We start from the raw sequence: 12,399 nt of genomic DNA, 5'->3' as shown, positions 1-12,399 counted from the left end.
ACATTTTACATAGAAACATAGATTTATTTTGATTTTAATCGAAAAGAATTAAAAGAAAAAACACATTTTTTCACAAATAGCTATGTGTATTTAAACAAGTTAAACACCTTTGTAGGCAAAGAGGACTATGTTTCTATGTGTTTAAAAATTATTTGCCACAGAATCTTAACCCAATTGTATCACGATGGAAACTAAAAAAATCAATTTTCTGCAAAGTTACAGCAGTATACTTCTGCTTCTTGGAGGTATCGCCATTGGAAGTATTTTTGGATTAGTTTTTGGAGAAAAAGTTCTAGTTATAAAACCAATTGGAGATATTTTTCTGAATTTGCTTTTTACAGCAATTATTCCGCTAATCTTCTTTACCATTGGTTCTTCAATTGCAAATTTGGAACAGAAAGAAAAGCTTGGAAAACTATTCTTTATCATGATTTTGGTTTTTCTTTCCACTATTCTGATTTCAGCAATCGTCATGATTTTTGCCGTTTACCTTTTCCCGATTCATCAAGATATTGCTGTTGCGAAAGTACCGTTTGAAAATATAGAATCCGGATCTGTTGGAGATCAGATTGCAAAATTAGTTACAACCAATGATTTCTTCGAATTATTGTCTAGAAAAAGCATGCTGGCGCTGATTATATTTTCGTTTTTAATTGGTTTTGCCACCTTACAATCAGGAGAAAAAGGAAATGCTTTCAAGAGTTTTCTGGATTCTGGAAATGAAGTCATGAAGCAATTGCTGTATATCATCATGAAATTAGCACCAATAGGTTTAGGAGCTTATTTTGCCTATCAGGTTGGTATTTTCGGCCCCCAATTGTTTGGTGTGTATGCAAAACCTATGGCGGTTTATTACGCGGCTTGTGTATTTTACTTCTTCGCATTTTTTAGTTTGTACGCGCTTGCGGCTGGCGGAAAAAGAGCTTTTAAAGTTTTTTGGAGCAATAACATCACGCCTTCTTTAACCGCAATAGGAACGTGCAGCAGTATCGCAACCATTCCGGCAAATCTAGATGCAGCGCAAAAAATGGAAATCCCGGCGCATGTGCGGAATCTTGTAATTCCACTTGGTGCTCCACTGCATAAAGATGGTTCAAGTATGTCATCCATCCTAAAAATCACCTTTCTGTTTGCCATGTTTGGAAAAGATTTCACAGAACCTTCAACGATTCTTTTGGCCTTAGGAATTACGGTGATTGTTTCTATTGTAGAAGGCGGAATTCCAAATGGAGGTTACATTGGAGAAGTTTTAGCCATTACCGTTTATGGTTTTCCAATGGAACAGGCTTTGCCAGTTGCTATGATTCTAGGAACTTTAGTTGACCCGATTGCCACTTTGTTAAATGCCAACGGTGATGTAATTTCATCGATGCTCGTTTCGAGGTTTTCGGAAAAAACGAAATGGTAGCTTCTCTTTAAAAAATATAAATTTTAATAACCCTTTTCATCTGCGCAATCTGCGCAACATAACTAATACAGCAAACTTATGAATTCAATACTACAGCAAGATCTCAACGATTTTGAGAATATCTTAGAAAAAACAAAACAGCAAGGAGTTGGTTTTCTGAACGATATCGAAAATATTCCAACTTCTAACACTCATACAATTGATCCAAAAACGGCTTTAAATGAAGTAGGCTTAGGTTCTATTGATGCTTTAAAAGAGTTTAATGAGAGATTGGCGCCTTTAATGGTTTCATCATCTGGATCAAGATATTGGGGATTCGTAACAGGAGGATCCACTCCAGCATCTATTGTAGGTGACTGGCTTGCATCTGTTTACGATCAAAATACGCAGGCTGTAAAAGCGCAAGGTGGGGCATCTGCATTAATAGAATTTGAAACAATTAATTTGCTGTTACAGCTTTTAGATCTTCCTGATACATTTTTAGGCGGATTTGTTACGGGAGCAACGATGTCTAATTTCACTTCTTTAGGAGTAGCGAGACAATGGTTTGGAAAACAATTCGGGAAAGATTTTGCTAAAAACGGAATTTCAGAAACGGTTAATATTTTAACAGCTACACCACATTCTTCTTCTATTAAATGTTTGTCGATGCTGGGAATTGGAAGCCAGAATTATACCACTGTAAAAACTATCCAAGGTAATCGTGAAGCGCTTGATATTGCCGATCTAGAAGAAAATATCAAGAAATTAAATGGAAAACCTTTTATTCTGATCTCAAGTGCCGGAACGGTTAATACTGCCGATTTTGATGATTTTGAAGCCATTTCGAAATTAAAGAAACAATATAATTTCTGGTGGCATATTGATGCTGCTTTTGGAGGTTTTGCTGCCGTTTCAGAAAAACACAATCATTTGGTAAAAGGTTGGGAAGGAGCAGACAGTATTACGATTGATTGTCATAAATGGCTGAATGTTCCATACGAAAGTGCTTTTTACTTAATCAAAAAAGAACATGCTAATCTTCAGATAGAAACATTTCAGAATTCAAATGCACCATATTTGGGCAATCCTTTAGAGAATTTTAATTATTTGAATGTGCTTCCAGAGAATTCTCGTCGTATGCGTGCGCTTCCAGCGTGGTTTTCACTTAAAGCGTATGGAAAAGAAGGTTTCAGAGATATTATTGAAAACAGTACTGCCTTGGCCTTACACTTCGGAAATGTTTTAATAGAAAATGACTTTGAACTATTGGCGCCAATTCGTTTAAATAATGTTTGCTTCACGCTGAAAGGGGAGCACAACCAGGAAAAAGTAAGCCAGTTTTTATTGGCTTTAAATGATACTGGAAAAGTATTTATGACGCCAACAGTTTATCAAAACAAAAAAGGGATCAGAGCTTCATTTGTAAATTGGCGAACAACAGAAAATGACGTTAAGCTTGTAATTCAGGAAATGCGAGAAATCCTTTCTAATATATAAGTTTTATAAAGTAGAAGAGCCTGTTTGAAGAACAGGCTCTTGACTAACAAAAAAACAAAAAACAAGGTATTTAAAGAACGAAATTTTTATAAACAGTATCGAATTCAGTTATTCGAATAAAATTTTTCTCACACCTAAAACATTATTCATAACATGAAATTTGATTAGTCAAATATAATATTATTTATAACAAGTCTAAATAAAAATAAAAAAATATTTTTAGTGGAAGTTTTATTTTATGATTCACAGAGAAAAGAAGAGAAAAAAAGCGGTTTGTTTTATTTAAAACAAACCGCTTTTCTAACTGAAAACCGTTACCGAGATAAGTACTTATTTCGTAATTTCTCTAAAGACAGCTTCTAAGTTTTTGTTTTTCTGATTCAATTGAAGGGTTTTTAAACCATTTTCATTGGCAAAATCAAAAATGGCCGGACGCATATCTTTTTCGGTAACAAAAGTAAGCTCCCATGTCATGTCATGTGTATTAATGTATGAAGTAATGTTTTCTAGTTTGGCTAAAAGCTGTTCTTCAACTTTGTAATCAAACTCAACTTCAATGACTTGCTCTTTATTATCAGCTACCAAATGGTCTAATTTATTGTCTGCAACAATTTGTCCTTTGTCAATAATTATGACACGATCACAGATTGCTTCGACTTCCTGCATAATGTGTGTCGATAAAAAAACAGTTTTATCTTTACCAACATTTTTAATTACATTTCGAATTTCCATTAACTGATTCGGATCCAGACCAGTAGTTGGCTCATCCAAAATTAGAACATCCGGATTGTGTAATAAAGCATTAGCAAGTCCCACACGCTGACGGTAACCTTTTGACAATTGGCTTATCTTTTTATGGCTTTCCGGTGTCAGTCCTGTCAGTTGAATAACTTCTTCAATTCTTGTTTTTGCGACATTATAAACATCAGCATTAAATGCCAAATATTCACGAACATACAAATCCAAATACAACGGATTATGTTCTGGTAAATATCCAATTGAACGTTGTACATCTTTGGTGTTTGTCATGACATCGTGACCATTTACAAGGGCTGAGCCGCTGTCGGCAAGTAAATAGGTGGTCAAAATTTTCATTAAAGTAGATTTTCCGGCTCCATTCGGACCAAGAAATCCTACAATTTCTCCTTTCTCAATTTTAAATGAAATTTCATTTAAAGCTTTTTGCTCTCCGTAACTTTTTGATATACTGTTTACTTCTATCGACATGACTTTTTATTTGTTACAAAAGTAAAGAGAATTAGTCTCGATTGCTAAAATTTTGTCTCTTAAAATAATTATAAAAAAATTAAAGAGTCCACTATTCACGGCATTGTTATTGTTAAAGGAATGCTAAAATCAAAATAAACTCAAAAAAATGAAAAAATTTTTAGTGATGGCTGCTTTAGCTATCTGCGGTTTTGCAAACGCACAAAAAGGAACAATTTTAGTTGGAGGTAACATTGGTTATTCTTCTGAAACAGTTGATTACAATGTTGGAGAAACAAAATCAAATGAATTTAGCTTTTCTCCAAAAGTAGGTTACCAATTTAATGATAACTGGACTGTTGGGGGTGAATTTACTGTAGCTTCTTCTAAAAATGATCAAGGAGTAAACGAATACAAAACTAACAGCTCTAAATTTGGAGCATTTGTACGTTATTCTGTGCCATTAAGCCAAACTTTTGCTGTTTTTGCTGATTTAGGAGCAGGTTTCCAAAATTTAACTGAGAAAGATTATGTTGGAAATAACTACACAAAATCAAAAGCAGACGGAATGTACATTGGTATAACTCCAGCTCTTTTCATTAACATGAAAAAAGGTTTTGGTCTTAACTTCAGCATTGGAGGTTTAAGCTACGATCAATTAAGCTATGATAACAATGGTCCAGATGTTAGCAGATTTAACTTCAACTTTGGACAAACATTTAACATTGGAATTTCTAAAAACTTCTAATCTTAAATTTAATAGTTATAGAAAAGCACTCCAATTGGAGTGCTTTTTTTTTGTTGTGTTTTTTAGAAATAATTTCTGGTTTAGTTCCAGTTCTATCAAGTTTTTAGGCTTTATTCTTTATGCCGAGTGAAGCCGAAACTAAATCATAACTAACTTTCGACTCCACTTCCGGACTTAAAAACAAAAATATATTCTGGTAAAACTATTAACTAACTGGATTTTCTACTGCGGCTCTCATTTCCTGTGCAGCGTTTACCATTTCGATTAACGCTTTTTTGGTTTCATCCCAATGACGCGTTTTTAAACCACAATCTGGATTTACCCAAAGCTGGTCTACTGGAATTACGTTTGAAGCTTTTTCTAATAAGCGAACCATTTCGGCACTTGAAGGAACACGAGGAGAGTGGATATCATAAACGCCAGGTCCAATTTCGTTTGGATATTTAAAGTTGGCAAAAGCATCTAAAAGTTCCATTTGCGAACGTGAACATTCAATGGTGATGACATCTGCATCCATATCGGCAATATTTTGAATAATATCGTTGAATTCGCTGTAACACATATGTGTGTGAATCTGCGTATCGTCGTTTACACCGCTTGCTGAAATTCTGAAAGCACGAACTGCCCAATCCAAATAAGATGCCCATTCTTCTTTTCGTAACGGAAGGCCTTCGCGAATTGCTGGTTCGTCAATTTGAATGATTTTAATTCCTGCCTTTTCTAAATCGACCACTTCATCACGAATGGCCAATGCAATTTGTGTACAAGTTTCAGAACGTGGCTGATCGTTACGAACAAATGACCATTGTAAAATGGTTACTGGGCCTGTCAACATTCCTTTTACCCATTTTGGAGTTAAAGATTGTGCATATTGCGACCATTTTACCGTCATTGGGTTTGGACGAGAAACGTCTCCGTAAATAACAGGAGGCTTTACACAACGGCTTCCGTAACTCTGAACCCAGCCATTTTTAGTAAAAGTAAAACCTGCCAATTGTTCCCCGAAATATTCCACCATATCGTTACGTTCAAACTCACCATGAACTAGAACATCTATTCCGGTTTCTTCTTGAAAACGAATCGTTGCTTCGGTTTCTTTTTCGATTAAATCATTGTATTCCTGAGTCGTCAATTCCCCTTTTTTGAATTTTGCTCTCCAGCTTCTCACTTCTGCTGTTTGAGGAAATGATCCAATAGTTGTAGTTGGGAACAAAGGCAGTTTTAAAGCTTCAACCTGGCTTTTTCTTCTAACAGCAAATGTACTTTTACGTTTGTCATCAGAAGCTGTGATGCCAGCAACACGTGTTTTAACTTCGTTGTTATGAATTAGTTTTGACGTTTTTCGGTTTTCATTTGCGGTAACATTCTCTTTGTAAGCAACAGAATTTTCGATGCTTACTTCATTAGAAGCAAATTGTTTTAAAAGTACAATTTCGTTGATTTTCTGTTTCGAAAAAGCCAGCCATTGTTTGATTTCTGGAGTTAACGTTTCATCGTTTGTTTCCAGATCTAAATCACACGGACTGTGAATTAAAGAACAAGATGGAGCAATTAAAACTCTGTCAGTTCCCAAAGCATCAGTAGCTTTTTTAATTAATTCCAATGATTTTTTAAAATCGTTTTTCCAGATGTTTCTTCCGTCAACTACTCCAAGAGAAAGATCTACGTGTGAAGCCAATTTCCCTGATTCTAAAATATCGCCTAATTGAAGCGGGCAACGCACTAAATCCAAATGGAAAGTATCAACAGGAAGTGCTAACGCTGTTTCTAAATTCTCTCCAAAACAATCGAAATAATTCGCTAAAACGATTTTAAGCTTTGGAAAACGAGTATGGATTTCATTGTACACTTTCGTGAAAACGCCTCTTTCTTTATCCGTTAAGTTTAAAGCCAAGAACGGTTCGTCTAACTGAATGTATTCGGCATTTTCGGCTTGCAGTTTTTCAAGAATTTCGAAATAAACTGGAAGTAAAGCATCGATAAGATCAATTCGGTTAAAACCTTCTTCTTTTTCTTTTCCTAGTAATAAATACGAAACAGGTCCAATTAAAACGGGTTTGGTTTTAATTCCAATTGTATTTGCCTCTTTAAATTCATTGATTATCTTTTCAGAAAACAGTTCAAATTTTTGGTTCTTCGTGAATTCAGGAACAATATAATGGTAGTTAGTATCAAACCATTTTGTCATTTCCATAGCCACAACATCTTGTCCGTCTTTTTGAGATCCTCTTGCCATGGCAAAATACAAATCAAGCGATGAGTTGTTTTTTGCTAATTCATGATAACGTGAAGGGATTGCACCAACAGTCAGCGTTAAATCAAGCACCTGATCGTAAAAGGAAAAATCATTAGAAGGAATCAAATCAACTCCTGCTTCAGCTTGTAATTTCCAGTTTTTAAGACGGATTTCTTTTCCGGCGTCAATAAGTTCTTCTGCCGAAATTTTTCCAGCCCAATACAGTTCGCTGGCTTTTTTCAGTTCTCTGTTGCTGCCAATTCTTGGGTAACCTAAATTGTTTGTTTTCATTTTGATTTCAGTATTTTTTACTGTACAAATGTATTGTATTGGTTTTTTAAACTTATATTTGAGCTTTATTTCAGTAAAATGTGTTTTAAAAATTATTTTTTAAAGATTTAATTACTTTAAAAATGTTTGAAATGAACTTTTAGCCGTAAAAAAAACTATGGAAAACCTAGATAAAACCGATCTGCTGATCTTGAAATACCTTCAGGAAGACTGCAATATCAACACAAAAGATCTTGCGAGTAAATTATTTCTGACTGTAACTCCTGTTTACGAACGCATCAAAAGACTTGAAAGAGACGGTTACATTACCAAATATGTAGCACTTTTGGACAAGAAAAAGATGAACAGAGGCATGACGGTATTTTGTAATGTTCGTTTAAAAGAACACGCCAAAAATGTAGGGAGCAATTTTGTAAAAGATATTGTAGCACTTCCAGAAATTATAGAATGTTATAATATCGCTGGGGATTATGATTTTATGCTAAAGATTTTGGTGCAAGATATGGCTAGTTATCAGGATTTTGTAATGAATAAATTATCTACAATCGAAAACATAGGAAATACGAACAGTATTTTTGTAATGGGAGAAATCAAACATAGTACAGCATTAGAGTTTTAATGTTTTTTAGGTTTTTTTGCCACAAATTCACGAATTAATGCAAATCATTGTACTTAAATTAATTCGTGAATTCGTCGAGAAAAAATTAAATCAAATTAATCTGCGGCCAATTTTTATTGAATATTATGCTAAAATAAAAACGTATTTTTGAGGTCTAGATCCTCAATCTAAAATCAATAATCTACAATCTAAAATAGAAAAATGAACTGGGAACAACTTTTATCATTAAAAAGACAAGGCGATACAAGTAAAAGATTACGTGCAGAACAAGATGATACACGTTTAGGTTTTGAGGTCGATTATGACCGAATTATTTTTTCGGCTGCGTTTCGTTCTTTACAAGATAAAACCCAAGTTATTCCGCTTTCTAAGACAGATTTCGTACATACCCGATTAACGCATAGTCTAGAAGTTTCTGTGGTTGGGAGATCATTAGGGCGTTTGGTTGGTAAAAAGATCATCGAAAAATATCCGTATCTAAAAGAAGTTCATGGTTATCATATGAATGATTTTGGAGCTATTGTTGCTGCAGCTTCTTTGGCACACGATATTGGGAATCCTCCTTTTGGACATTCTGGCGAAAAAGCGATTGGAGAATATTTTTCGAGCGGAAATGGATTAAAATACAAAGACAAACTTACCGCAAAACAATGGCAGGATTTAATTGATTTTGAAGGAAATGCCAATGGATTTTCGGTATTAACAGCAAGCCGTCCGGGAATCGAAGGCGGACTTAGAATTTCGTATGCTACTTTGGGTGCTTTTATGAAATATCCAAAAGAAAGTCTTCCGAAAAAACCAACTGCTAATATTGCCGATAAAAAATACGGTTTCTTTCAAACCGATAAAGTTTTCTTTCAAGAAGTTGCCGAAGATATGGGCTTAATTCCAAATAAAGAAGAAGGCGATCTGGGGTTCGAAAGGCATCCTTTGGCGTATTTAGTTGAAGCGGCAGATGATATCTGTTACACGATTATTGATTTTGAAGACGGAATAAATCTTGGTTTGGTTTCTGAAGATTATGCTCTTGAATATCTAATTAAACTCGTAAAAGACAATATTGGAATTGAGAAATACAATATGCTCGAAACCAAAGAAGATAGAATCAGTTACCTGCGTGCTTTAGCAATTGGCGCTTTGATTAATGATGCGGTTGACGTTTTTATTGAAAATGAAGAAGCAATTCTAGCAGGAAATTTCCCTTTTGCTTTAACCGATAAAAGTAAATACAAAGCACAGATGAATGATATTATCAAATTGAGTGTTGATAAAATCTACCAAAGCCGAGAAGTAATTGAAAAAGAAATTGTAGGTTATCAAATCATCCAGACTTTATTGGATAAGTTTATAACAGCATTTAATAACAAATATGAAGGAACGGCCTCAAATTATGATAAGCTGATTCTGAAAATGCTTCCTGAAAAACACCACTTAGAAAAAGGCAATTTATATGAGCGTCTGCTTCATATTTGTCATTATGTTTCGCTTTTAACAGATGGAAACGCGCTAGAGTTGTATGAAATGATCAGCGGTCGTAAAAAGCGTTAATATTTTTTATTGGAAAGCATACACCAAACCAACACCTAATACTTGTCGTAACTGGGCTCTTGGTCCGTCATTAACTTGTGATGTAGATCCTGTTGTAGGGTCTACAACATCTTTTTTAGTTTTAATATCGTCGTCGTAAATTATATGTACACCAATATTTGCTTTCACGTATGCATTTACAACTAGATCCAGACGTGTGTCGTAATCGACGTCGACATTTCCAAAACGATTTAAATAATCGGTGTATAAACTTAGTCGGTTTTCGTAAAAGACGTTTTTGTAGATTTCGTTTTTCATATATCCTGTAAAGAGGATACCAAACTCCGCTTTTACTTTTTGCCCTTCTTCCACCAAAATCTGATTGTTTGGATCTAATGGATCTGGTGCATAAACGGCTTTTTTAACACCAAAAGAACCTTGGTTAGCCAAATATTGATCTAATACTAAGGTAGTTTTTAACGTGATAGGAGAGAAGTAAAACGTTCTGTTTTTCTTTTTATTAGAATTCTCAGCTCCGGCTCCTAGAAAGATATACGCTGGAGCAAAAGGTTTAGAGATTGCAATTTCTCTGTTTGGATAATTATATCCGTTTGTAAATTGTGTATTGAAGTTAAACTTAGCAGAATAATACCAGTTTGAAATAGTGTCTTTTCTAAAACCGTAAGTAGAGTTTAATAGAAAGGCATCATCGGTTTTTCTAAGTTCTGTACCGTCTTGTTTGTTTAAACCATATTTCACAATAAGTTCGTTAACCCATTTGTGATTTCCTTTTACATAAGTTCTTCCAAATTCACCTTTAAATAAACCTGAGATAGAACTTGTTCCCCCCGCGCTCCAGTTTACAAACGCGATTTCTGAAATATCAAAACCAAGTTGATTTCTTTTAGTCCAGTTCGAGGGTGGTTTAGGTAATTGATTAGGGTCTAAAGTCGTTTGTATCAACTGAGCAAAGTTCTTAGATGAACACAAAAGCAATAGAAATAAAAGAGTAGAACGCAATAATTTCATTAGGCTTATTTTAATTTTTTTTTGGTGCCGCAAAATAATTATTTTGCGCCGTTAGAAAAAAGATTTATTAAACTTTTAACGTCAATTTTACACAATTGTTGCAGCTGAGCCACTGTTCCGTGCTCAATAAACACGTCTGGAACTCCTAAAATGTGTATATTGTTTTTAAAATCATGTGATGCTGCAAACTCTAAAACAGCACTTCCAAAACCACCGGATTGTGCTCCGTCTTCAATTGTAATAATGTTTTCGTAAGTCGAAAATATTTCATTTAAATAATTGATGTCTAGTGGTTTAATAAAAGGAAAGTCATAGTGGGCAATACTGTCTGAATGGGTGCATTCTTGTAAAGCTTCTATAACATTATTGCCAATTGTTCCAGTTGATAAAACAGCCGTTTGGGTTCCTTTTTTCAAACAATTTGCTTTGCCGATTTGAATGGCTTCATAGTGTCCGAAATTTTCTACTTCCCAGTTTTTTATAACACCGCGACCTCTTGGATAACGAATTGCGATAGGAGAATTCAGACCTAATTGAGCTGTATAGAGAATGTTTTGCAGCGCAATTTCATTAATTGGCGCGTAAATAATCATATTTGGAATCGAACGCAGATACGAAATATCAAAAACGCCATGATGTGTTGCGCCATCTTCACCCACTAATCCCGCCCTGTCTAAACAGAAAATAACAGGTAAATTTTGCAATGCTGTATCGTGTATGACCTGATCGTAAGCACGCTGTAAGAAAGTCGAATAAATATTGCAATAAACCGCCATTCCTTCGGCAGCCATTCCGGCAGCAAGAGTTACGGCATGCTGTTCGGCAATACCCACGTCAAAGGCACGTTCCGGTAATTCTTCCATCATAAATTTTAAAGAACTTCCGGATGGCATAGCGGGAGTTATTCCGATTATTTTTTCATTTTTTCGGGCTAAATCTAAAATAGTCAGGCCAAAAACATCTTGAAATTTTGGAGGAAGATTTTCTTCTGATTTTAAATGAATTTCACCCGTTAAAGCATCAAATTTTCCAGGTGCATGGTATTTTACCTGATTTTCTTCGGCTTGCTGTAATCCTTTGCCTTTTGTGGTGACAATATGAAGAAATTTAGGGCCTTTTATCTTTTTAAGACGATTTAATTCTTGAATCAAAAGCGGAAGATCATGTCCGTCAATTGGTCCAGAATAATCAAAATTTAAAGATTTTATGATGTTGTTCTGTTTCGGATTTTTCCCGTTTTTAACCGAAGTCAGGTATTTTTTTAAAGCACCTACACTTGGATCAATTCCAATTGCGTTATCGTTTAAAATCACCAGAACATTAGCATCTGTAACTCCGGCATGATTCAAACCTTCAAAAGCCATTCCGCTGGCAATGGAAGCATCGCCGATTACAGCAATATGTTCTTTGTCGAAATCGCCTTTTAGTTTAGAAGCAATCGCCATTCCGAGTGCTGCAGAAATAGAAGTAGACGAATGTCCAACGCCAAAAGTGTCATAAACACTTTCGCTTCTTTTCGGGAAACCAGAAATCCCGTTTAATTGTCGGTTCGTATGAAAAATTTCCCTTCTTTCGGTCAGGATTTTATGACCGTAAGCCTGATGCCCAACATCCCAAACCAATAAATCGTTTGGAGTATTAAAAACATAATGCAGGGCAATTGTAAGTTCTACAACTCCCAAACTTGCTCCCAAATGACCTTCTTTTACCGAAACCACATCAATAATAAACTGACGTAATTCCTGAGCCACCTGAATAAGCTGTTCTTCTTTTAAAAGACGTAAATCAGCAGGATTGTATATATTGGAAAGTAAATCGCTTTTCATTGTAAGGTAAAAAGCAAATTTACGGTTTTA

9 protein-coding genes are annotated in these 12,399 nt (G+C 34.9%); 5 read left to right on the top strand and 4 right to left on the bottom strand.

From position 1 onward, the window contains the following. Positions 1 to 184: 184 nt before the first annotated feature. Together P2W75_RS02425 and P2W75_RS02420 are read left to right on the top strand one after the other, a co-directional pair. On the top strand, positions 185 to 1,408 hold the full coding sequence (locus P2W75_RS02425) for a dicarboxylate/amino acid:cation symporter (protein ID WP_276378772.1): 1,224 nt from the start codon (positions 185 to 187) through the stop codon (positions 1,406 to 1,408). A 78-nt stretch (positions 1,409 to 1,486) separates the two neighbouring features. Further along, positions 1,487 to 2,887, top strand: a complete 1,401-nt coding sequence (locus P2W75_RS02420; RefSeq protein ID WP_276378771.1) for an aspartate aminotransferase family protein — start codon at positions 1,487 to 1,489, stop codon at positions 2,885 to 2,887. Positions 2,888 to 3,217: 330 nt separating this feature from the next. On the opposite strand, the gene gldA is transcribed toward P2W75_RS02420, so the two are convergent. Continuing rightward, positions 3,218 to 4,114 (bottom strand): gliding motility-associated ABC transporter ATP-binding subunit GldA, encoded by an 897-nt coding sequence (gene gldA / locus P2W75_RS02415; RefSeq protein WP_276378770.1) that lies wholly within the window; start codon positions 4,112 to 4,114, stop codon positions 3,218 to 3,220. A gap of 148 nt (positions 4,115 to 4,262) precedes the next feature. Between gldA and P2W75_RS02410 the strand changes: the two genes are divergently transcribed. Beyond that, on the top strand, positions 4,263 to 4,841 hold the full coding sequence (locus P2W75_RS02410) for an outer membrane beta-barrel protein (RefSeq protein ID WP_276378769.1): 579 nt from the start codon (positions 4,263 to 4,265) through the stop codon (positions 4,839 to 4,841). Positions 4,842 to 5,046: 205 nt separating this feature from the next. Here the strand turns inward: P2W75_RS02410 and metE are convergent, their stop codons facing one another. Then, positions 5,047 to 7,368 (bottom strand): 5-methyltetrahydropteroyltriglutamate--homocysteine S-methyltransferase, encoded by a 2,322-nt coding sequence (gene metE, locus P2W75_RS02405; RefSeq protein WP_276378768.1) that lies wholly within the window; start codon positions 7,366 to 7,368, stop codon positions 5,047 to 5,049. A gap of 157 nt (positions 7,369 to 7,525) precedes the next feature. On the opposite strand from metE, the gene P2W75_RS02400 reads away from it, so the two are divergent. Then, a complete protein-coding gene (locus P2W75_RS02400; protein WP_012023598.1) occupies positions 7,526 to 7,987 on the top strand; it encodes an Lrp/AsnC family transcriptional regulator in 462 nt (153 codons plus the stop codon). Positions 7,988 to 8,188: 201 nt separating this feature from the next. Beyond that, positions 8,189 to 9,535: a deoxyguanosinetriphosphate triphosphohydrolase gene (locus P2W75_RS02395; protein ID WP_207297943.1), complete on the top strand. Its 1,347-nt coding sequence runs from the start codon at positions 8,189 to 8,191 to the stop codon at positions 9,533 to 9,535. Between the two features lie 6 nt (positions 9,536 to 9,541). On the opposite strand, the gene P2W75_RS02390 is transcribed toward P2W75_RS02395, so the two are convergent. Further along, positions 9,542 to 10,543 (bottom strand): DUF3078 domain-containing protein, encoded by a 1,002-nt coding sequence (locus tag P2W75_RS02390; RefSeq protein ID WP_207297942.1) that lies wholly within the window; start codon positions 10,541 to 10,543, stop codon positions 9,542 to 9,544. A 38-nt stretch (positions 10,544 to 10,581) separates the two neighbouring features. Then, positions 10,582 to 12,369: a 1-deoxy-D-xylulose-5-phosphate synthase gene (locus tag P2W75_RS02385; protein WP_276378766.1), complete on the bottom strand. Its 1,788-nt coding sequence runs from the start codon at positions 12,367 to 12,369 to the stop codon at positions 10,582 to 10,584. Between the last annotated feature and the right edge of the window lie 30 nt (positions 12,370 to 12,399).

It is taken from the genome of Flavobacterium sp. H4147 (genome assembly GCF_029360735.1).
GTDB classification, from domain to species: Bacteria; Bacteroidota; Bacteroidia; order Flavobacteriales; family Flavobacteriaceae; genus Flavobacterium; species Flavobacterium endoglycinae.
Note: the sequence above shows the minus strand (reverse complement) of the source record. Positions and strands in the feature narration are given on the sequence as shown.